The organism is Pseudoduganella aquatica (genome assembly GCF_020865585.1).
Classification (GTDB): domain Bacteria; phylum Pseudomonadota; class Gammaproteobacteria; order Burkholderiales; family Burkholderiaceae_D; genus Rugamonas; species Rugamonas aquatica_A.
Map to the genome: position 1 here is coordinate 6,086,051 of NZ_CP086370.1, position 21,247 is coordinate 6,107,297.

The following is a 21,247-nucleotide window of genomic DNA, read 5'->3' on the forward strand; positions in this document are numbered from 1 at the left end:
AGCACCGATATTGTGCGGCGCACCAAAAGCAGGCGCACCAAGTGCGCATTTGGCGCCGGGCCGGCGCCCTAAAGCGGCTGCAGCACCGGCACGGCGCGCAGGCGCTCCGCCATCAGGTCGACGAAGCTGCGGATGCGGGCCGAACCCTGCCGGCTGTCGCGATGCACGATGCTGACCGGCACACCGGGCGTGGCGTACTCCTCCAGCAGCAGCACCAGCTCGCCGGACGCCAGCAGCGCCTCGGCCTGGTAAGACAGCAGGCGCGTGACACCGAAGCCGCGCCGCACCGCCTCGATCGCCGCGTCGTTGCTGTTGACCACCAGGCGCGGCTTCAAGCGCAGCGACTGCGCGCGGCCCGCCTGCGCAAAGCGCCAGTCCGGCGCACCGCTCGAACCGGACGACGTCACGATCACATGGTCCGCCAGCGCCTCGGGCGCGGACGGGGTGCCGTGTTCCGCCAGATAAGACGGCGCGGCGCAGATCACGCGCCGCACCTGGCCCACGGTGACGGCGCGCAGGCTCGAATCGGGCAGATCGCCGATGCGCACCGCCACATCGATGCCCTCCTCCAGCATATTGGTCACGCGGTCCACAAACATGGCGTTGACCTCCATGCCCGGATAGCGGCGCAGATACTCGACGATGCCGGGCGTGACGTACTGGCGGCCGAACAGCACCGGCGCCGTCACCGACAAGTGGCCGCGCGGGGCGGCGTTGCTGCCGGCGGCGGCCTCGTCGGCCTCGTCCACCTCCGCGATGATGCGGCGCGCATCGTCCAGATAGCGCTGGCCGGCCTCGGTGACGCGCACATGGCGCGTACTGCGGTCCAGCAATCGCACGCCGAGGCGCTCCTCCAGCGCGGCGATGGCGCGCGTGACGGCCGGCGGCGACATCCCCAGCCGCCGCGCCCCGCCCGCAAAGCTCTGCTCCTCGCCCACGGCGACAAACACCCCCATCAAATGCAATCTATCCATCATTTCTCCAAACAAAACCGGGTGGGGTGCTTAATTTTTGGGAACAGGCCGGGGGCGCGCTCGGAGGCGAAGTCGATGAACTGGCGCACGCGCTGCGGCATCTGGGTGCGCTGCTGGTAGTACATGTAGACGCCGCTGTTGACGGTGACGGTGTGCGGCAGCAGGTGCACCAGGCGGCCGGCGGCGATGTCGGCTTCGGCCATGTAGGCGGCCAGCTGGCCAATGCCGACGCCTTCGCGCACGGCCTGCACTTCGCCTTCCACCGTGTTGAAGCTGGCCACCGTGGGGATGTCTTTGTAGACCGTGCCGCCGTCGATGCGCAGTTCCCACGGCACCAGGCGGCCGGTGTTGGGCTGGCGGAAGCCGGTGCAGCGGTGCGCGGCCAGCTCGTCCACCGTCTGCGGCGCGCCGTGCTTTTCGAGGTAGCGCGGCGCGGCGCAGATGTACAGGCCGATGTCGCCGATGCGGCGCGAGACCAGGTTGCGCTCAGGCGGGTTGCCGCCCCGGAAGCCGACGTCGATCTTGGCGTCGATCAGGTCGGTGAAGTGGTCTTCCAGCAGCAGGTCGAACTGCACGCCGGGATGCAGGTCCTGGAAGTCGCGCACCAGCGGGATCAGCATGTGCTGGCCGAAGGAGGTGGGTGCCGCCACCCGTATAACGCCGTCCATGTCCTTGCGGCTGTTGCGCACGTTTTCCAGCGCTTCGTCCAGCAGCCGCAGGCCGGGGCTGGCCAGCTCGAACAGGCGCTCGCCCTCCTCCGTCAGGCTGAGGCTGCGCGTGGTGCGGTGGAACAGGCGCACGCCGAGGCTGTCCTCCAGCTGGCGCACGGCTTTGCTGACGGCCTGCGGCGACAACCCGGCCTCGGCCGCCGCCTGGCTGAAGCTGCCGGCGCGGACCACGGCGATAAACAAAGTGATAACGCGGGAAGTATCCATTTACAACCAGAAGGTGAAAATCAAACGCCTTTATGGTGGCTAGTGTAGCAGAGGCAGGCGGCCTAAACTGGCCTCCATCAACATCCCACCACATCTCAAGGAGAACAGCATGTCTAAAGTATGGTTTATCACCGGTGCATCGCGCGGCTTCGGCGTCCTGATGGCGAAAGATGCGCTGGCGCGCGGCGACAGTGTGGCAGCCACCGCCCGCAACCCGCAAGCGGTGATCGACGCCATCGGCGCCCATCCCAATCTGCTGGCGCTGCGCCTGGACGTGACGCAGGAGGCGGCCGCCGTGCTGGCCGCGCGCGCCGCCGTGGACCGTTTCGGCCGCATCGACGTGCTGGTGAACAACGCCGGCTACGGCCTGCTGGGCGCGGTCGAGGAGGCTAGCGACGCGGAGGTGCGCGCGCTGTACGACACCAATGTGTTTGGCCTGCTCAACGTCACCCGCGCCGTGCTGCCGCATATGCGCCGGCAGGGCGGCGGCCATGTGATGAATATCTCGTCCGTGGGCGGCTACACGGCCCACGCGGGCTGGGGCGTGTACGGCTCGACCAAGTTTGCGGTGGAGGGCATCAGCGAGGCCATGGCCGAGGAAGTGCGGCCGCTGGGCATCCACGTCACGGTGGTCGAGCCGGGCTACTTCCGCACCGAGTTCCTGGAAGGGAATTCGCTGGTGTCCACCGATGCGCGCCTGGACGACTATGCCGGCACCGTGGGCGCCATGCGCACCTTCGCCGCCAGCGTCAGCCTCAAGCAGCCGGGCGATCCGCGCAAGCTGTCGCTGGCCATCCTGAAGCTGGCCGACAGCGCGCAGCCTCCCGTGCGCCTGATGCTGGGCAGCGACACGGTGCGCATGGTGCGCGAGAAGAACCGCTTCGTGGAGCAGGAACTGGGCGAGTGGATCAGCCTGTCGCTGTCCACCGACCATGACGACGTGCTGCCACAGGCGGCCTGAGGCCACCGCAGCCCCGGCCGCTAGCGGGCAAGCAGATCGGCGCGGGGCGGCGTCCAGGCGGGGACGCCGGCGGGACAGGCGCGTCCGGCGGTCGCCGCCAGGTCCAGCGTGGTGAAGTTGCCGCGCGGCGTGGTGGCGAAGCGCATGTCGCTGGCGGTGGCGCCGGTGATGGCGGGCATGCGCGCGAAACGCAGCCAGGCCGACAGCCAGCAGTTGCCGTCCGCCTGGCTGCGCAGTTCGGCCAGCTTGCCGCTGACCTCGCTGTACAGCTCGACGCCCGGAGCGGCGGCGCGGTGCGGCGGCGGGTCCAGCAGGCCCGAGGGGCATTGCTGCGGCGTCAGCCAGCCGGGCGCCAGGCTGACCAGCCCGCGCCGAAGGCGGTAGCTGCCTGCCGCTACATTGGACTCTATCGAAACAAAAGCCCAGCACAGCGGCTGCGCCGGAAAAGCGGTCATGGCGACGTCGTGGATGCGCGACTGCGGATCGGCCGCCTGCAGCGCAGCCTGCACGCGCTGTCGCCCCGCCGTGCCGGCCACGCCTTGCGCCGCGACGAAGCCCACGCTGACCAGCAGCGCCAGCGCCATCGCGCGCCGGCTGCGCCGCCGTGCCGCTTTCAGGCAAGCCAGCCCGGCGCCCAGCGCCAGCAAGGCCGCCAGCGACACCGTCCCCAGATAGCCCCGCGCGGCGAAGTAGCACAGCGCGCCCGCCAGCCCGGCCAGCATCAGCCAGCGCAGCCACGGCCGGCCGATCGCCATGATCAGCGGCGCGCCGAACGCCACCCAGAACACCGGTTCGATGATGAAGATCATGTCGCCATAGAACCAGCGTCCGTCGAAGGGATAGAAAGGATGCACGCCATAGGAATTGAGGAAGTCCATGCCGATGTGCAGCAGGAAGCCCAGCACGACCGCCGCGCCCAGCCCGGCGCGCGCGTGCTGGCTGCGCCGCAGCAGCGCCCGCGCATTCGGCCATAGCAGCCATAGCAGCGCCACCAGCAGCAGGGCCTGCGGCACTTCATAGAGCAAGGTGTGCGTGTGGCCGCGATGCTGCAGCAGGTAGCCGAGCGGGTCGGGCAGCAGCCGGGTCAGGAACAGGTCGAGGTCGGGGAAATTGCTGGCGGCGGCGCAGGCGGTGAGCAGCAGGCGGTGCCGCGTGCGCTGGCCTGCTTCGTCCGGTTCGGCGGGCAGGCTGCGCTGCACCAGTTCGCCGACGCCGAGGCCGACGACGGTGTGGGTGATGTTATCCATGCCCCGGATGTTACCCGAACCCGGGGCAGGAAAATGGCTGGCTTACAACTTTTCCACCTACACCACGCTAGCGCTGCACTTCCACGCCGTGCCAGAAGGCGACGTGGTCCTTGATGTGCTGCGCCTTGTCGGACGGGTGGCGGTAGAACCAGGCGGCGTTTTCGTTGACCTTGCCGTCCACCAGCAGATGGTAGTAGTTGGCCTTGCCTTTCCACGGGCAGGTGGTGGTGTGCTCGCTTTCCTGCAGGTATTCCTCGGCCACTTTCCCGATCGGGAAGTAGACGTTGTTCTCCACGATCTGCACTTCGTCGTCATTCGCTTCGGCGATCACTTCGCCGTTCCAGATTGCTTTGGGCATGGCTGCCTCCTGTGGGCTGAATTAACTTTCGACGCGGTCGCGTCCGCTCGCCTTGGCGCGCGCCAGCGCCTGCTCGGCCTGGCGCAGCAGGCTGTCGCCGTCGCTGATGTCCATGTGGTTGAAGGCGCCGACGCCGATGCTGGCCGTGACCGGCAGCAAGCGCCCTGCTTCGCGGTGGATTTGCGCAGCCAGCTTGGCGCGCAGGTTTTCGGCCAGCTTGAGCGCGCCTTCCAGCGGCGTGTTGGGCAGCAGCACGCAGATTTCCTGGCCGCCGTAGCGACCGGCCAGGTCGATCACGCGCACGTTCTCGCGCACCAGGCGGCCGACGTTGGCCAGCACCAGGTCGCCCGCGTCGCTGCCGTGGCGTTCGTTGACGGCCTTGAAGCCGTCCAGGTCGATAATCAGGGCCGACAGCGGCGTGCGGAAGCGGCGCGTGCGCGCCACTTCAAAGCTCAGCTTGCCCAGCAGGGAGCGGCGGTTGTGCAAGCCCGTCAGCTCGTCGGTGGTGGACAATTCGGCAAGTTCGGCCCGGGCCGCCTGCAGCGCGTGCCGCGCGGCGCGCGCTTCCAGCAGCGCCATGGCCTGCGCGGCCAGGCGGCGCAGGCTGCGCGCCTGCTCGGGAACGAGACGGCCCGGCCGGCTGTCCATCACGCTCAGCGCGCCGATGGCGTAGCCGTCCGGCGCGGTCAGCGCCACGCTGCTGTACATGCGCATATGGGGGGCGGACACCGTCAGCGGCATCTCGGCGGTGCGCGGGTCGGCGCTCAGGTCTTCGATTTCGGTGGCTTGCTGGCCCAGCACGGCCAGCGAGCAGTAGCTTTGCTCGCGCGGCAAGGTGTCCAGCGCCAGGCCGGTGGCGGCTTTCACCCAGGCGCGCCCGGCGTCCACCAGGGTGATGAAGGCGTACGGCACGCCGCACAGCTGCGCGGCCAGTTCGGTCAGGAAGGTGAATTCCTCGCAGGCGGGGGTGTCCAGCACGTGGTAGCGCTGCAGCGCGCTTACGCGGCGCGCGTCGTCCGGCGGAATGGCATAACTGAGTGGGTATATATTCGGGTAAATATTCTCTGCGGCCAGCATGGCGTCCCTTCGTAGCGTCGTTGCGCTTGTCTAGTCTATAAGCTTCGGTGCTACATCGACAAGTTTAGCGCAAAAAAACCGCGAACGGACATCCGCCCCGCCTTTCGGCCGCAGATTGCCCGCCCGGGCTTAGGCCGCGCCGGCCATGATCTGGCGCAGCGCGCGCTCGAACAGCTCGGCGGGCTGGCCGCCGGAGATCAGGTGGCGGTCGTTGATGATGACGGCCGGCACCGAGTTGATGCCCTGGCGCTGGTAGAACTGCTCGGCCGCGCGCACCTCGGCGCCGTAGCTGTCCGAAGCCAGCACGGCGGCGGCGCCGGCCGGGTCCAGGCCCGCCTTGACGGCGGCCGCCTGCAGCACGGCGTGCGCGCTCGGATCTTCGCCTTCGGTGAAGTAGGCGGTGAACAAGGCGTGCTTGAGCGCGCGCTGCTGTTCGGCGCCTTCCAGGCCGGCCCAGTGCAGCAGGCGGTGCGCGTCGAAAGTGTTGTAAATGCGGCTGCGCTTGCCCATGGCGAAGTCAAAGCCGACGTCGGCGCCGCGCTGCCGTATCATGGCGCGCGACTGCTCCTGCTGCTCCGGGGTGGCGCCGTATTTCTGGGTGATGTGTTCGGTGATGTCCTGCCCTTCCGGCCCCATGTTGGGGTTCAGTTCGAAGGGCTGGAAGTGCAGCGTGGGGGCGGCCTCGCCGCCTATGCTGCGCAGCGCCGTTTCCAGCGCGTTCAGGCCGACTGCGCACCAGGGGCAGGAGACGTCGGAAACGAAATCGATTTTGATGGGAGTGGTCATGGCGGCCTCGCGGAAAGTATCCCTGCGATATGGGGCCGCCACGGCCTATTTCAACGCTTACTTCTTCTTGGCGGCGGCCTTGCTGCCGATGCGGCTTTCCTTGCCCGCGATCAGGTTGGAAATATTGGCGCTGTGGCGGAACAGCAGCAGCATGGACATGACCACCACGGCGATCAGGATGGCATCCACGCCGAACAGCAGGCCGTAGTAGAACGGCGCAAACACGGCGGCGGCCAGCGCGGCCAGCGAGGAGTAGCGGAAGGCGTAGGCCACGATCAGCCAGGTGGCCAGCGTGGCCAGGCCCAGCCAGACGTTCAGCCCCAGCAGCACGCCGGCGGCCGTGGCCACGCCCTTGCCGCCCACGAAGCGGAAGAAGATGGGCCACAGGTGGCCCAGGAACACGGCGATCGCCGTCAGCGCGATGGCGATGTCCTCCACGCCCAGCTGCTCCTGGTAATGCACGGCCAGCCACACCGCCAGCCAGCCCTTGGCGGCGTCGCCGATCAGGGTGGCGATGGCGGCTTTCTTGTTGCCACTTCGCAACACATTGGTCGCGCCCGGGTTCTTGGAACCGTAGGTGCGCGGGTCGGCGATGCCGAACAGCTTGCTGGCCACCACGGCGAAGGAAATCGAGCCCAGCAGGTAGGCGCCCACGGCCATGGCCACTGTTATCAGTGCTGTATTCATACGTTTCTCTCTTTTATTTTTTCATGCTGCCACTGCGGCGGCTGACGACTATACAACAAGCGCCCGGCACTGAGTAGCCTCAGTCGGCCAGCGCGCAGTGCACCGGTTTGGCCGCGATCAGCTCGAGCAGCACCTGCGGCTTGATGCCCACCAGGTAGCCACGCCGCCCGCCATTGATATAAATCGTATCGAGCGCCAGGATGGACTCCTCGACATACACCGGCAGCGCCTTCTTGGTGCCGAAGGGCGAGGTGCCGCCCACCATGTAGCCGGAATGGCGCTGCGCCACCTCCGGCTTGCACGGCTCGACCGACTTGCAGCCGATGCCGCGCGCCAGGTTCTTGGTCGACACCTTGCAGTCGCCGTGCATGAGCACGATCAGCGGCTTGGCCGCCTCGTCCTGCATTACCAGCGTCTTGACCACCGCGTGCTCATCCACGCCGAGCTCGCGCGCGGACACCGTGGTGCCGCCGTGTTCTTCATATTCGTAAGGGTGTTCGGAGAACGCCACCTTATGCTTGCGCAGCATCTGGGTCGCGGGCGTTTCGGAAATATGCTCTTTTTTGGCCATGCCGTGATACGCTAACCGTTCAATAGGAGTTTCGTTATGCGGGAAGAAATTCGCTTCGCCACGTTCAATGTCTGCAATCTCGCCCCGCCGGGTGCTCAATTGTACGACAACCTGCCGCCGCTTTCTGAGCAGGAATATGAGGCCAAGGTGGAATGGACCGCGCAGCAGCTGGACCAGCTGGATGCCGATGTGGTTGGTTTCCAGGAAATCTTTTCCCAGGCCGCGCTGCGCGACGTGCTGTCGCGCACCCGCAAATACCGCGACGCCATCCACGCCGGCTTCGACCCCGACCCGCACGCCACGCGCCTGACGCCCAATGTGGCGCTGGTGTCGCGCCTGCCGTTGGCGGCGCCGCCCACGGTGTATGCCGAGTTCCCGGCCGGGGTGGTGTCCGACTCCGGCAATCCCGATGCCGACCGCTTCGCGCGCGCGCCGCTGCACGCCCAGGTGGTGCTGCCCAATGAGACCACGGTGGACGTGGTGGTGGTGCACCTGAAGTCGCGCCGCCCCGACTACCGCCGCGACGACTGCGGCGACGATCCGCTGCACTACGCGCTGGCCAATCTGCGCTCGCTGGTGTGGCGCGGCACGGAGGCGGTGGCGCTGCGCGTGCTGCTGAGCAAGGTGATGAAGGACGGCCAGCGGCCCTGCGTGGTCATGGGCGACTTCAACGACACGGCCGACGCCGTCACCACCACCATTGTGCTGGGGGGCAATCCGAACTGCGAGCCGGGCGACGAGCTGCGCGGCCGCATGTTCGACTGCGCGCAGATCCAGCAGCGGCAGGACCATCTGCACCACATGGGCTACACCACCGTGCACGAAGGGCATTACAGCACCATAGACCATGTGCTGGTGTCGGAGCAGTTCCACCCGGAGTCGCCGCGCGCCATCGGCGAGGTGTATGACGTGACGTACCTGAACGACCACCTGAGCCAGCAGCGGCCGGAAACGTCTGACCACGGGCAGGTGCTGGTGCGGCTGCGCTTGCGGCGCTAACCCGCCAAAAGCTGCCCCAAAGCGCTGGCCTGCACCTGCGCATCCGCCAGGTAGCCCTGGTACTGGTCGCAGCCCGCGCTGCGCAGGAAATCAAGCTGCTCCTGCGTTTCCACCCCTTCCGCAATGGCCAGCATGTCCAGGCTGCGCGCCATGGCGATCATGGCGCCGATCACAGCGGTATTGCCGTCCAGCGTGGCCACGAAGGACTGGTCTATCTTCAGCTTGTCCACCGGGTAGTCCTTCAGATAGCCCAGGCGCGAATAGCCGGTGCCGAAATCGTCTATGGTCAGCCGCACGCCCAGCCCATGCAGCGCATCCAATGTGCTGCGCGCGGCGTTGCCGCCCTTCATGATGATGGCCTCGGTCAGCTCCAGCTCCAGGCTGGCCGGGTCCAGCCCGCTGGCCTCCAGCGCCGCGCGCACGACGGCCAGCAAGTCCTTCTGCGCAAACTGCGCCGCCGACAGGTTGACCGCCACCACCAGGCTGTGCCCGGCGTCGTGCCAGCGCCGCGCAGTGCGGCAGGCCTGCTGCAGCACCCAATTCCCGATCGGCACCATCAAGCCGGCCTCCTCGGCGGCGGCCATGAAGCGCTCCGGGCGCAGCAGGCCCAGCTCGGGGTGGCGCCAGCGCAGCAGCGCCTCCACGCCCACCGCCGCGCCGCTGGCAATGTCCACCTCCGCGTGGAACGCCAGCTCGAACTGCTGCTCGCGCAAGGCCAGCCGCAAGCCGCTCTCCAGCTGCTCGCGCTCGGCTATCCTGGCGTGCATGTCGGCGTTGAAGAACTTGAAGCCGTTGCGCCCGCTTTCCTTGGCGTGGTACATGGCCACGTCCGCATTGTTGATGAGCTGCTCGATGCCGTCGCCGTCCTCCGGATACAGGCTGATGCCGACCGAGCCGGACACGTGCAGCGCATGCGGCCCCAGCTGGAAAGGCTGGGCGATGGCGCCCAGCACGCTGGCCGCCACGTGCGCGGCCTGGTCCGCGCCGCCGATATCGGCCAGGATGATCAGGAACTCGTCGCCGCCCTGGCGGCTCACCGTGTCGGCGCCGCGCACGCACTTCACCAGCCGCGCCGCCACCTCCTTGAGCAGCTGATCGCCCACCTGGTGGCCCAGCGTGTCGTTGACCTCCTTGAAGCGGTCCAGGTCGATGAACAGGATGGCCAGCATGGTGTGGCTGCGGCGCGCCGACGCCAGCGCCAGGCTGAGCCGGTCCAGCAGCAGCACGCGGTTGGGCAGGTCGGTCAGGAAGTCGTGCTCGGCAAGGTGGCGGGTGTGGTCCGCGTCGCGCTTGCGGTCGGTGATGTCGGACAGCATGCCCATGTAGCTGCTGACCCGGTCCGCGTTGTCGCGGATGGCGGTCAGCGACAGCCAGCCGGGAAACAGTTCGCCGCCCCGCCGGCGCGCGCTGACCTCGCCCTGCCAGTGGCCGTTGGCATCCATTTCCTGCCACACCAGGCGCTGGAAGTCGTGCGCGTCCTCGCCGCTGCGGCGCAGCTGCAAGGGCTGGCCTAGCATGGCCTCGGCCTCGTAGCCGGTGATCTGGGTGAACGAGCGGTTGAGGGCGATGATGCGGCGTTCGCGGTCGGTCAGCACGATGGCGTCGCGGCAGTTCTCGAACACCTGGGCCGCCAGGTGCAGCGTGCGCTCGGCCTGCTTGCGGGCGCTGATGTCGCGCACCACCACGTAGAACAGGTAGCCGTGGTCCAGCGAAATCGAGGTCATCAGCACTTCGGCCCAGAAGGCTTCGCCGGCGCAGTTGAGGAAGCGCCAGTCGTAGCGCAGGCTGCCGCCGCCCTCATCCATGCCGGGCGGCCCCGCCTGCTGCTCGCCGTCCGGCGGCTGCTGCGTGGAAAAATCGCGCAGGCGGTGACCGACCATGCCGTCGCGCTGCGGGCATTTGAACAGCGCCAGCGCGGCCGGGTTCAGGTCGGTCACGCGCTCGCCCTGCAGCATCAGGATGGCGTCGGCGGAGCTCAGGTAGATCTGGCGGAAATTGGCCCCGGCCGCGCGCAGCGCCTCGTCCTCGATGCGGCGCGCGGTAATGTCGGCGTCGACGCAAAACATCTGCCGCACGGCGCCGTCCTGCGCCACCGGGAACAGCGTGGAATTGACCCACAGGCGGCGTCCGCTCGCCGTATTCACCTGCCAGTCCCGGGCCGGCTTGGCGCGCCCGCTGCGCCAGGCCTCCGCCAGCGCGGCCGCGTGCTCATCGGCCTGCTCGAAGGCCAGCAGGCTGGCCAGCGGCCGGCCCAGCGCGTCGGCGGAGGCGATGCCGTACAGTTCGGCGCAGGCGCTATTCCAGAACAGCACGCAGCCAGCCTCGTCCATGCAGTGCACGGCCACCAGCTGGGACGGCTCGACCGTGTCGATCAGGCGGGAGATCAGGTTCAGTGCGTCCGGCACCGCGATGGTGTCGGACGGTGCGGGCAAGGCAGGCCCAGCGTCAGGTTGATGCGGCTCCACGGCGCCCTCGATGCGATGTGCCCGCTTCGGGGCGTAGCATTCATCTTGGCGCGTGCGCGCGGCGCACGTATTGCGCTTTGTCAAACGTGCGCGCCGCCGGCGCCGGGTCGTTGCCGTGATGCATCAGGCCACCCGCCCCCGCGTTTTTGCAACTCAGCCCTGCTTTTCTCCGTTTCGTCGCACTGGCGTGGTGCGGGCTCTTGAAATTACCTAGAGTGGCAACATCCCAATCTGGCCTCCAAGAGACAAAACAATGAAAATCGAGACCTTGCCCCTATCCTCCGCTCCCGCCCAGGCCGCAGCGCGCGGCAAACGCTGGCGCAAGCCTGCCGCAGTGCTGATCGTGCTGGCCCTGGCGGGCGGCGGATGGACCGTGATGCAGAGCCGGGCCAAGACGCCCGCTCCGGCCACTGCCGCGGCGCCGGCCAAGGCCGACGCGAAAAAAGGCCCGGAAGTCTACGAACTGGCCGCCGCCGACGTGACCGCCATCGATGCGCGCGCGCTGGCCGTGAGCTTGCCGCTGTCCGGCTCGCTGGCGCCCGTCAGCCAGGCCACCATCAAGGCCAAGGTGTCCGGCGAAGTGCGCGAGGCGGCCGTGCGCGAAGGCACGCACGTGGCCCAGGGCCAGGTGCTGGCGCGGCTGGACCAGGCCGACCTGCAGGCGCGCCTGACGCAGCAGCAGGCCATGCTGGACGAGGCGCAGGCCAAGCTGGCCATGGCCAGCCGCAACCACGCCAACAGCCAGGCCCTGCTCAAGCAGAACTATATTTCCTCGACGTCCTACGACACCACCGCCAACGGCGTGGAACTGGCGCGCGCCAATGTGAAGTCGGCCAGCGCCATGGTGGACATGGCCCGCATTACGCTGAACGACAGCGTGATCCGCGCGCCCATGAGCGGCGTCATCTCCAAACGCCATGTGCAGGCGGGCGAAAAAGTCGCGCCTGACATGCCCGTCTACACCATCGTCAACCTGGCCGAGCTGACGCTGGAAGCGCAAGTACCCACGTCCGAGATTCCGCGCGTGAAAACCGGCCAGGACGTGGCGTTCAAGGTGGACGGCTTCCAGCGCGAATTCCACGGCAAGGTGGCGCGCATCAACCCCACCGCCGAGCCCGGCTCGCGCGCCATGCTGGTCTACATTTCCGTCGAGAACAAGGACGGCGCCCTGCTGGGCGGCATGTTCGCCAAGGGCAATATCGTCACCGAACGCTCGGCCGTGATGCCGGTGGTGCCGCTGGCGGCGCTGCGCAGCGACGGCGGCAAGCAGGTGGTGTACCAGGTGGACCAGGGCAAGGTGGTGGCGCAGCCGGTCACGCTGGGCCTGCGCAACGAGGACACCGGCTACGCCGAAGTGACCGGCGGCCTGCAGCAGGGCGCGCAGGTGATCGTGGCCAAGCTGGACGCGGTCAAGCCGGGCGCCAAGGTCAAGCTGGCCGCGCCGGCCGGCGCGGACGCGGCGGCGGCCACGGCAAAGGCCAGCGTGCCGGGCGCGCGGAGCTAAGCCATGTGGATAACCAAAGTCAGCATTAAAAATCCGGTGTTCGCCACCATGGTGATGGTGGCGCTCATGGTGCTGGGCCTGTTCGCCTACAAGCGCCTGGGCGTGGAGAGCATGCCCAACGTCAGCCTGCCCTTCGCCGCCATCGAGATCGAATATCCGGGCGCCTCGCCGGAAGCGGTGGAGAACGACATTACGCGGCCGGTGGAGGACATCGTCAACACCGTCAGCGGCGTGAAGACCATACGCGCCAACTCCTGGGAAGGCCGGGCCGGCGTCTACCTGGAGTTCCAGCTGTCCACCAATATGGACCGCGCCATGCAGGAGCTGCGCGACAAGGTGGCCCTGGTGCGCCCGCGCTTCCCCAAGGAGGCCAAAGACCCCTTCATCGCCCGCGAGGAAGGCGACAATGAACGCCCGGTGGTGACGCTCTCGTTGAGCTCGGACAAGCACAGCCTGCGCGAGCTGTCGACCATGACGGACCAGATCATCAGCAAGCGCTTCCAGAACGTGGCCGGCGTGGGCCAGGTGCGCGTGCTGGGCACCACCAAGCGCCAGGTGCTGATCAGCCTGAAACCCAACGAGATGACCGCGCAGGGCATAGGCGTGGACGAGATCATCCGCGCCATCCAGGCCACCAATGCCAACCTGCCGGCCGGTAACATCAGCCAGCCGGTGACCGAGCAGCTGGTGCGGGTGGAAGGCAAGATCAAGGACGCGCGCGAATTCAACAAAATCATCGTGGCGCGCCGCGCCAACGGCCCGGTCTACCTGGACCAGGTGGCCAGCGTGGTCGACGGCGAGGAGGAAGCGCAATCGTACTCGCGCATCGACGGCAAGCCCGGCATTTCGCTGGAAGTGACCAAGGTGCAGGACGCCAACGTGGTGGTGGTGGGCGAAGGCGTGCGCAAGGCCGCCGAGGCCCTGCAGCAGACGCTGCCGGACGGCGTCCGCCTGCACATCCTCGATTCGCAGTCCGAGCGCGTGCAGAGCCAGCTCGACAACGTGAAGCGCACCATCATCGAAGGCGCGGTGCTGACCATGGTGATCGTGTTCTTCTTCCTCAAGTCCTGGCGCTCGACCATCATCACCGGCCTGACCTTGCCGATCTCCGTCATGGCCAGCTTTATCGCCATGCAGGCCTTCGGCTTCACGCTGAACTTCCTCACGCTGATGGCGCTGTCGCTGTGCATCGGCCTGCTGATCGACGACGCCATCGTGGTGCGCGAGAACATTGTGCGCCACTTCGGCATGGGCAAGGGCCACCACCAGGCGGCCGAGGACGGCACCAACGAGATCGGCCTGGCCGTCATGGCCACCACCTTCGCCATCGTGGCCGTGTTCATCCCGGTGGCGTTTATGGACGGCATTATCGGCCGTTTCTTCCTGCAGTTCGGCATCACCGTGGCGGTGGCCGTGCTGGTGTCGCTGTTCGTCTCCTTCACGCTGGACCCCATGCTGTCGTCCGTGTGGCCGGACCCGGAAGAGAACCGCTTCCGCTACCTGCCGTGGCTGGGCCGCTTCATGGACTGGGTCGAGCGCGGCGTGGACTGGCTGCACGTGGTGTACGGCAAGGTGCTGGCCGCCGCGCTGAACTGGCGCAAGACCACGCTGGCCGCCACCGCCGCCATCTTCGTGGCCAGCCTGATGCTGGTGCCCATGATAGGCGGCGAGATGTTCCCGGAAACCGATGAAGGCTGGGTCAATATGCGCTTCAAGACCCCGGTCGGCTCCAGCCTGGAATACACCAACGACAAGGTCAAGCAGGTGGAAACGGCGCTGAGCGAATTCAAGGAAATCGACAGCATCCTGTCCAACGTGGGCACGCGCGACGGCCGCAACTCGGCCGAGGTGAACCTGAAGCTGACCGACGTGAAGAAAACCCACCGCCGCTCGCAGAAGGCGCTGGAGAAAGCCATCCGCGAACGGCTGGCGCCGATCGCCGGCATCCAGCTGTCGGTGGGCCAGAAGCCTATCTTCATCGCCATCCTGGGCACCGACGAAGGCAAGCTGGACGCCGTGGCGCGCGAGCTGATGGACAAGATGCGCAAGATCAAGGGCGTGGCCGACCTGGAATACAGCCAGGAAGGCGCCAATCCGTCCACCATGATCAAGATTAACCAGGAGCTGGCCAGCGACCTCGGCTTGTCGGTGCAGCAGGTGGGCGCGGCGCTGCGGCCTTTCGTGGCGGGCGAGAAAGTCAGCCACTGGCTGGCCTCGGACGGCCAGAACTACGAGATCAATGTGCAGCTGCCCAAGTCCGGCCGCCAGCGCGTGATGGACCTGGCCGACCTGTCCATCGCGTCCAGCCGCCTGAACGCGGACGGCTCGCCGCGCATGGTGCCGCTGCGCCAGGTGGTGGAGTTCATCCCCTCGTCCAGCCCGCAGGTGCTCAAGCGCCAGGCGCTGCAGCGCCGCGTGGCGGTCTACGCCGGCGTGGAAGGCCGTCCCGGCGGCGACGTGGACGCCGACGTGCAGAAGGCCATCAAGTCCATCACCCTGCCGCCCGGCGTGCGCTTCGACGTGGCCGGCAACGCGCAGCAGATGCAGGAAACCATGGGCGGCGCCGTCACCGCGCTGGGCGTGGCGGTGATCTTCATCTACCTGGTGCTGGCCTCGCAGTTCGGCAGCTTCCTGCAGCCGGTCGCCATCATGACCTCGCTGCCGCTGTCGCTGATCGGCGTGCTGCTGGCGCTGCTCATTACCGGCAGCACCTTGAACATCTTCTCGGTGATCGGCTTTATCATGCTGATGGGCCTGGTGACCAAGAACGCGATCTTGCTGGTGGACTTCACCAACCACGGCCAGAAGGAAGGCCTGGACCAGCGCGCCGCCATCATGCAGGCCGGCCAGGTGCGCCTGCGCCCCATCATGATGACCACGCTGGCCATGATCTTCGGCATGCTGCCCATGGCCATCGGCCTGGGCGACGGCGGCGAAACGCAAGCGCCCATGGGCCGCGCCGTGATCGGCGGCGTCATCACCTCCACCCTGCTGACGCTGGTGGTGGTGCCGGTGGCCTACACCTATCTCGACACGCTGGGCAAGCGCTGCGCGCGCTGGCTGGGCGGCAAGCAGGAAGCCGCCACCGCCGCCGCCGTGGCGGAACAACTCCACCCCTCGAAAAAGACCGCTTGATGAAAAAAACCGTATTGGGCGCGCTGGCCGCGCTGCTGTTGTCGCCTTGCGCCACGGGCGCCTTCGCCGCCGAACCGGCCGAGCCCGCCAAAGCGCAGTCCAAGGAGCCGCCGCCGGTGGTGATCCAGGGCATCCGCAATCCCGAGCTGAAGACCTACCGCGTGATGGCGGCGGGGCTGGACGCCTTCGACGACTACCACACGCTGGCGCCCGCCGCGCCGGAAGTGCGCTTCAGGCTGCGCGCGCGCAGCGGCGCCAAGAATGTGGAAATGGAAAACCTGGCCATCCGCGTTGCAGGCGACAGCGTTTCCATCCATCTGCCGGTGGCGGCCGACCATACCTTCTCGCTGCCGCGCAGCGAGGAGGCGCGCCGGGAGAACGCGGACCTGCTGCTGAACAAGCCGAAAGGCGGCTACCGCTGGGAGCCGGACATCCACAGCGCCGGCGTGCCGCAAGGCATGCGGCGGCTGGGCGACCTGCGGCTCGAATGCAAGGTGCTGGTGGCCACGGCCAAGGAGGAAATCGGATTCTGGTTCACCAGCCTGGTCAACACCATACTGCTGACGACGGACTGGTGCGGGCATGAAAAAATCAAGCTGCACAAGGTGACGCAGCGGGCAGTGGCCAGCGCCACGCTGCTGCATGGCGAGCAGCGGGTGCCGCTCCAGCTGAGCAGCGACGGCATGGGCTACGTGCCGCCGCTGGGGGAGAAGATCTATCTGGATGACGAACTGATCGAGATCCAGTTCGTGGAGGCGCAGGAACCGAAGCCAGCCGCGTAAGCGCAGGCATGGCGGGTTACGCCGCTGCGCGGCTAACCCGCCCTACGCATGACGATTTTCCGGTCATGCTTGCACGGCGTAGGGCGGGTTAGCGGGCCGCTTGCGGCACGCGTAACCCGCCACCGTCCTTATTTCAGCGTCAGCGCCACCACGGCGCTGCTCGCGGTGCCGTAGGTGTTGGTGATGACCACGTCATAGGTGGACGCGTCCGCGCTGGTGACGTTGCTCAGCGTGTAGCTGGCCGAGTTGGCGCCGGTGATGTTGGTGCCGGCCTTGCGCCACTGGTAGCCCAGTGTGTCGCTGCCGGTGGCCACCACGGTGAAGGTCACCGAGCCGCCTGCCGCCACGCTTTGCGCGACCGGCTGCGTGGTGATGGCGGGCAGGATGCCCACCACCAGCGTCGCCGCCGTGCTGGTGACGCTGCCGACCTTGTTGGACACGATCACGTCGTACACGCCCGCGCGGGCCGCGATCAGCGGGCTGAAGGTGAATTTCTGCGCGGTGATGTCCGGCAATACCACGCCGTCCTTGCGCCAGGTGTATTTCAGGTTGCCGCCGGTGGCCACCACGCTGAAGCTGGCGTCGCTGCCGGCGCCGGCGGTCACGGAAGCCGGCTGGGTGGTGATGACGGGCTGGGTTTCCGCCTCGGTGGAATCGCCGCCGCCGCCGCCGCAGGCAACCAGGGCCACGGCCATTGCGCAGGCCGACAGTTGAAGCACATACTTTTTCATAGGGGTTCCCGCTGGAATGAAGTCAGCGAGAGTATAGGACCGCCGCAATGCCTGACGACACTAGTTGCTGTAAATTTAAGAAATAAAGTGTATCAGAACGTAACAGCGGCGCGGGCGTCCTTATTCCTGTCCGGGCGCCGGCGGGGCTGGCGCAGCGTCATCGTCCTCGTCCGCCGCCTCGCCCTGCTCGCCTTCCGGCCTGTTCTTGGCTTCCAGCTTGCGCCTGGCCTTTTCCTCGTTCTTCTTTTTCTTCTCCAGCTCCCGTTGGCGTTTTTCGTACTGGAAATTTGTCTTAGCCATTTGCACCTCTCCCATGTTGCGAACTATGTTTGTTCAGCTACATTATGACGCAGATGCGGCGCGCGCAAATATTTCAGCCGCGGGGATGATGTTGCGCATGCAAATGCTTCAAACGCTCCCGCGCCACGTGGGTGTAGATTTGCGTGGTGGAGATGTCGGCATGGCCCAGCAGCAGCTGCACCACGCGCAGGTCGGCGCCATGGTTGAGCAAATGCGTGGCAAACGCGTGGCGCATGGTGTGCGGCGACAGCGGCGAGGTGATGCCGGCCTTGTGGGCGTGCTTTTTGATAATCACCCAGAACATCTGGCGCGTCATCGGCCCGCCGCGCCCGGTCACGAACAGCGCGTCGTCCTGCTGGCCGTCCAGGATGGCCCAGCGCGCCTCCTTCATATAGCGTTCTATCCACTGGCGCGCCTGGCCGCCGAACGGCACCAGCCGCGTCTTGCCGCCCTTGCCGGTAATGCGCAGCACGCCGTCGTTCAGGCTCAGCTCGAAGGTCTTCAGCGCCACCAGTTCGGACACCCGCAAGCCGCTGGCGTACATCAGCTCCAGCATGGTGCGTTCGCGCAGGCCCAGCGGGGTGCGCGTGTCGGGCGCGGCCAGCAAGGCCTCCACCTGGGCTTCGCTCAGCGTGTGGACGAAGCGCTGCGCCTGCTTGGCCGAGGCCAGCTTCAGGCACGGATCGGCCGCCACCAGCTTCTGCCGCAGCGCATACTGGTAATAGCGTTTCAGCACTGACAAGCGGCGGTTGGAGGAGCTGGCCTTGGTGTCCTCGTGGCGCGCGCTGAAATAGGCGTCGATATCGTGCGTGGCCACCGCGTTCAGGCCGGCCACGTCCGGCCGCGCCACCTCCAGCCAGCGCGCGAACAGGCGCAGGTCGCGGCGGTAGGCGTCCAGCGAGTTCTTGGCCAGGCCGTCCTCCAGCCACAGCGCGTCGCAGAACTCGTCGATCAGAGCAGCGTTGTCTGTTGCCATGCGTATTCGCTATGCCCTTCGTGCGCCAGCAGCCAGCGCTTCACGTTCAGGTGGAAGCCGTTGGCGTCGTCGTGGTGGGCGAATCCGCCCAGGCCGTTGGCGCCCGTCACGCGATGGCAGGGCACCACCAGCGGGAACCAGTTGGCGCCGCAGGCCTGGCCCACGGCGCGCGGCGCCGATTCCAGGAACTTGGCCAGTTCGCCGTAAGTGCGCACCTGGCCGCGCGGAATGCTGTTGATGGCGCCCCACACGCGGCGCTGGAAGGCGCTGCCGACCGTCGCCAGCGGCAGGCTGAAGGGAAAGTCGGCGTCGGCGCAGTAGCGCAGGATCTGCTCGGCGGCCAGCGCCGCCACCGCGTCCTCGGCGTCCTTCTCGGCGTAGCCGGCCGGCAGGTAGACCAGTTCGGTCACCAGCGCGCCGCCGGTGCGCACGCCCATGGCGCCGAACGGCGTGGCGACGACGGCGTTAAAAATATGGCTACTCTGTTGTTTATCCATCACAATTGTCTGGCTGATTGTTGCATCAATACTACACCACCAAAATGGGGCGGGGCAAAAAAAAAGCGCACTATAAGAGTGCGCTTTCAATCCTGCTGTCACGGAACCGGCCGTTTGGCGTCGACGTAGCTCACTTGTGGCGGCCTTCGTCAATCTTCCAACGACATACTGTGAACCGTGTGTCTCCTCAATGTATATGCGGCATGCGTGCCGTTTTTTTATTTACTCTCCCCACTAAACTTCATGTTCTTGCTACCAGACCAGATATCGTTATTTGTTTTGTTTGCCTCTGGAGCGAAGCAATCATAACTGATCCACTTCGCTTTTTGCTCATTTTTTTGAGCCATGAATTTTTTTAGTTTAGGAGTAAATTAAGTTAGGCAACCACAGCGAAATTTGTGGTACGTAGGTCACCAGCACCAGGAATCCCAGCATGGTAAGCAGCCACGGCCACACCGCCACGGTCAATTCCGTAATCCCCATTTTGGTGATTCCGGACGCCACATACAGGTTCAGGCCGACCGGCGGATGGCACATGCCCACTTCCATATTGACAACGATCAGGATACCGAAGTGAACCGGATCGATGCCCAGCTTCATCGCCACCGGGAACAGGATGGGCGCCATGATCAGCACGATGGACGACGGCTCCATCACATTACCCGCCAGCAGCAGCAGGATGTTGACCACCAGCAGGAAGCTGACCACGCCCAGGCCCTGGCCCGTGATCCACTCTGCCATCGCCTGCGGGATGTTTTCGCTGGTCATCAGGAAGGAGAACAGCACCGCGTTGGTGATGATGTAGAGCAGCATGGCCGACATGGCCGCCGAATCCAGCAGCACCTTGCCCACCTGCTTGAGCCTCAGGTCCTTGTAGACGAACACGGCGATCACGAAGGCGTACACGGCTGCCATGGCGGCCGCTTCGGTCGGCGTGAACGCGCCGCTGTAGATGCCGCCCATCACGATGACGATCAGCAGCAGGCCCCAGGCACTCTTGCGGAAGGTGACCCAGCGCTCGCCCCAGCTGGCCTTGGGCATGCGCGGATAGTTGTGCTTCTTGGCCAGGAACCAGGTGGTCACGCCCAGCAGGAAGGCCAGCATGATGCCGGGGATAACGCCGGCCATGAACAGCTTGCCCACCGAGGTGTTGGTGGTGACCGAATACATCACCATCACGATGGACGGCGGGATCAGGATGCCCAGCGCGCCGGAGGTGGTGATGACGCCCGCGCCGAAGCCTTTCGGATAGCCCTGGCGCACCATGGCCGGCAGGATGATGGAGCCGATCGCCACCACGGTGGCCGGCGAGGAGCCGGACACCGCCGCGAACAGCGCGCAGGCCAGCACGCCGGCCAAGGCCAGACCGCCGTGCCAGTGGCCCACCATGGAGCTGGCGAAGTTGATCATGCGCCGCGCCACCCCGCCGTGGGTCAGGAAGTTGCCCGCCAAAATAAAGAACGGGATGGCCATGATCTCGAATTTCTCGATGCCGGTGAACAGCTTCAGCGCCACCGATTCGATCGGCACCGAGGTCATGGTAAACAGGAAGGTCAGCACCGTCAGGCCGAGCGAGATGGAGATCGGCATGCCGGTCAACATCAGCGCCAGCAGCAGCACGAAGATAATCATGGCGTTCATGCTTTGGCTCCTTTTTCTTCAGCCGTCAGTTCGTCTTCCAGGCCCTCGACATGCGAGTGGTCGTGTTTCGGCAGATGGCCGGTGCGCAGGAAGGCCACCGTCACTTGCAGGAAGCGGAAGCACATCAGATAGGAACCCAGCGGCACGGCCAGGTAGACCAGCCACATCGGCACTTCCAGGTCGGCCGAGGTCTGGTCGGTGTGGCCGATTTCCCACACAAAACTGGCGCCCAGCGTGCCCACGATGCCGGTGAAGGCGGCGCCGGCCAGCAGGCCGAACACCACGAACTTGTTGCGCCATGGCGTGCTCATGCGGTTGATGATGACGTCCACGCCGACGTGGATGCCGGTGCGCACGCCGTAGGCGGCGCCGAACTTGGCCATCCACACGAACATGTAGATGCACAGCTCTTGCGCCCAGCTAGTGTTAATTTGGATCAGGGCGTCTTGCAGGCCGGGAATGGGCAGGCCCGCCAGGTAGCGGTGCACCACCGCCACGAAGATAATGACGGTGGCCAGACCCATCAGGGTCGCAATGATCCATTCTTCCAGGTGGTCCAGGAATTTCATGGTCGATATCTTTCCAAAGAAAGAGGGATAGAAAAATGCGGGACGGCAGGAC

20 protein-coding genes are annotated in these 21,247 nt (G+C 66.3%); 5 read left to right on the forward strand and 15 right to left on the reverse strand.

The features are described 5' to 3' along the window. Positions 1-68: 68 nt before the first annotated feature. Positions 69-977 (reverse strand): LysR family transcriptional regulator, encoded by a 909-nt coding sequence (locus KT882_RS27060; protein ID WP_308807759.1) that lies wholly within the window; start codon positions 975-977, stop codon positions 69-71. Beyond that, positions 974-1,909, reverse strand: a complete 936-nt coding sequence (locus KT882_RS27065; RefSeq protein WP_228893777.1) for a LysR family transcriptional regulator — start codon at positions 1,907-1,909, stop codon at positions 974-976. Before KT882_RS27065 ends, KT882_RS27060 begins: the two co-directional genes overlap by 4 nt. A 109-nt stretch (positions 1,910-2,018) precedes the next feature. On the opposite strand from KT882_RS27065, the gene KT882_RS27070 reads away from it, so the two are divergent. Next, the gene (locus KT882_RS27070) at positions 2,019-2,870 is read left to right on the forward strand and encodes an oxidoreductase (RefSeq protein WP_161073919.1); all 852 of its coding nucleotides are present in this window, start codon (positions 2,019-2,021) and stop codon (positions 2,868-2,870) included. Positions 2,871-2,890: 20 nt separating this feature from the next. Here KT882_RS27070 and KT882_RS27075 read toward each other — a convergent pair whose 3' ends face one another. The 6 genes from KT882_RS27075 to ybaK all read right to left on the reverse strand — a co-directional run bounded on the left by KT882_RS27075 (position 2,891) and on the right by ybaK (position 7,596). Next, a complete protein-coding gene (locus KT882_RS27075; RefSeq protein ID WP_228893778.1) occupies positions 2,891-4,117 on the reverse strand; it encodes a metal-dependent hydrolase in 1,227 nt (408 codons plus the stop codon). Positions 4,118-4,184: 67 nt separating this feature from the next. Beyond that, positions 4,185-4,475 carry a DUF427 domain-containing protein gene (locus KT882_RS27080; RefSeq protein ID WP_161073921.1) on the reverse strand — a complete coding sequence of 97 codons (291 nt, stop codon included), beginning with the start codon at positions 4,473-4,475 and terminating at the stop codon, positions 4,185-4,187. Positions 4,476-4,496: 21 nt separating this feature from the next. Next, positions 4,497-5,552, reverse strand: a complete 1,056-nt coding sequence (locus tag KT882_RS27085) for a sensor domain-containing diguanylate cyclase (RefSeq protein WP_228893779.1) — start codon at positions 5,550-5,552, stop codon at positions 4,497-4,499. Between the two features lie 129 nt (positions 5,553-5,681). Beyond that, the gene (locus KT882_RS27090) at positions 5,682-6,338 is read right to left on the reverse strand and encodes a DsbA family oxidoreductase (RefSeq protein ID WP_161073923.1); all 657 of its coding nucleotides are present in this window, start codon (positions 6,336-6,338) and stop codon (positions 5,682-5,684) included. Positions 6,339-6,395: 57 nt separating this feature from the next. Next, entirely contained in the window at positions 6,396-7,025 is a 630-nt protein-coding gene (gene plsY / locus KT882_RS27095; RefSeq protein ID WP_228893780.1) for a glycerol-3-phosphate 1-O-acyltransferase PlsY, read from the reverse strand. Between the two features lie 79 nt (positions 7,026-7,104). Further along, the gene (gene ybaK / locus KT882_RS27100) at positions 7,105-7,596 is read right to left on the reverse strand and encodes a Cys-tRNA(Pro) deacylase (RefSeq protein ID WP_161073925.1); all 492 of its coding nucleotides are present in this window, start codon (positions 7,594-7,596) and stop codon (positions 7,105-7,107) included. Between the two features lie 36 nt (positions 7,597-7,632). Here ybaK and KT882_RS27105 point away from each other — a divergent pair, with 36 nt between their 5' ends. Continuing rightward, positions 7,633-8,595 (forward strand): endonuclease/exonuclease/phosphatase family protein, encoded by a 963-nt coding sequence (locus KT882_RS27105; protein WP_161073926.1) that lies wholly within the window; start codon positions 7,633-7,635, stop codon positions 8,593-8,595. On the opposite strand, the gene KT882_RS27110 is transcribed toward KT882_RS27105, so the two are convergent. Continuing rightward, positions 8,592-11,027: a sensor domain-containing protein gene (locus KT882_RS27110; RefSeq protein ID WP_228893781.1), complete on the reverse strand. Its 2,436-nt coding sequence runs from the start codon at positions 11,025-11,027 to the stop codon at positions 8,592-8,594. The genes KT882_RS27105 and KT882_RS27110 overlap by 4 nt on opposite strands. Before the next feature lie 286 nt (positions 11,028-11,313). Between KT882_RS27110 and KT882_RS27115 the strand changes: the two genes are divergently transcribed. From KT882_RS27115 to KT882_RS27125, 3 genes are read left to right on the forward strand one after another with little or no spacing between them, the layout of a single operon-like run. Further along, positions 11,314-12,564 carry an efflux RND transporter periplasmic adaptor subunit gene (locus KT882_RS27115; RefSeq protein ID WP_228893782.1) on the forward strand — a complete coding sequence of 417 codons (1,251 nt, stop codon included), beginning with the start codon at positions 11,314-11,316 and terminating at the stop codon, positions 12,562-12,564. Between the two features lie 3 nt (positions 12,565-12,567). Further along, positions 12,568-15,699 (forward strand): efflux RND transporter permease subunit, encoded by a 3,132-nt coding sequence (locus KT882_RS27120; protein ID WP_161073928.1) that lies wholly within the window; start codon positions 12,568-12,570, stop codon positions 15,697-15,699. Then, the gene (locus KT882_RS27125) at positions 15,699-16,481 is read left to right on the forward strand and encodes a hypothetical protein (RefSeq protein WP_228893783.1); all 783 of its coding nucleotides are present in this window, start codon (positions 15,699-15,701) and stop codon (positions 16,479-16,481) included. The genes KT882_RS27120 and KT882_RS27125 overlap by 1 nt, the downstream gene beginning before the upstream one ends. A gap of 128 nt (positions 16,482-16,609) precedes the next feature. Here KT882_RS27125 and KT882_RS27130 read toward each other — a convergent pair whose 3' ends face one another. From KT882_RS27130 to KT882_RS27155, 6 genes are all read right to left on the reverse strand, one after another. Next, positions 16,610-17,212: an immunoglobulin domain-containing protein gene (locus KT882_RS27130; protein WP_228893784.1), complete on the reverse strand. Its 603-nt coding sequence runs from the start codon at positions 17,210-17,212 to the stop codon at positions 16,610-16,612. 120 nt (positions 17,213-17,332) lie between these two features. Continuing rightward, the gene (locus KT882_RS27135; RefSeq protein ID WP_161073931.1) at positions 17,333-17,512 is read right to left on the reverse strand and encodes a hypothetical protein; all 180 of its coding nucleotides are present in this window, start codon (positions 17,510-17,512) and stop codon (positions 17,333-17,335) included. Positions 17,513-17,585: 73 nt separating this feature from the next. Continuing rightward, positions 17,586-18,488: a site-specific tyrosine recombinase XerD gene (gene xerD, locus KT882_RS27140; RefSeq protein ID WP_161073932.1), complete on the reverse strand. Its 903-nt coding sequence runs from the start codon at positions 18,486-18,488 to the stop codon at positions 17,586-17,588. Beyond that, complete coding sequence (locus KT882_RS27145) at positions 18,464-18,985, reverse strand: methylated-DNA--[protein]-cysteine S-methyltransferase (RefSeq protein WP_161073933.1); 522 nt, start codon at positions 18,983-18,985, stop codon at positions 18,464-18,466. The genes xerD and KT882_RS27145 overlap by 25 nt, the downstream gene beginning before the upstream one ends. A 360-nt stretch (positions 18,986-19,345) precedes the next feature. Continuing rightward, positions 19,346-20,626, reverse strand: a complete 1,281-nt coding sequence (locus KT882_RS27150; protein ID WP_161073934.1) for a TRAP transporter large permease — start codon at positions 20,624-20,626, stop codon at positions 19,346-19,348. Beyond that, positions 20,623-21,195 (reverse strand): TRAP transporter small permease, encoded by a 573-nt coding sequence (locus KT882_RS27155; protein WP_161073935.1) that lies wholly within the window; start codon positions 21,193-21,195, stop codon positions 20,623-20,625. The genes KT882_RS27150 and KT882_RS27155 overlap by 4 nt, the downstream gene beginning before the upstream one ends. Between the last annotated feature and the right edge of the window lie 52 nt (positions 21,196-21,247).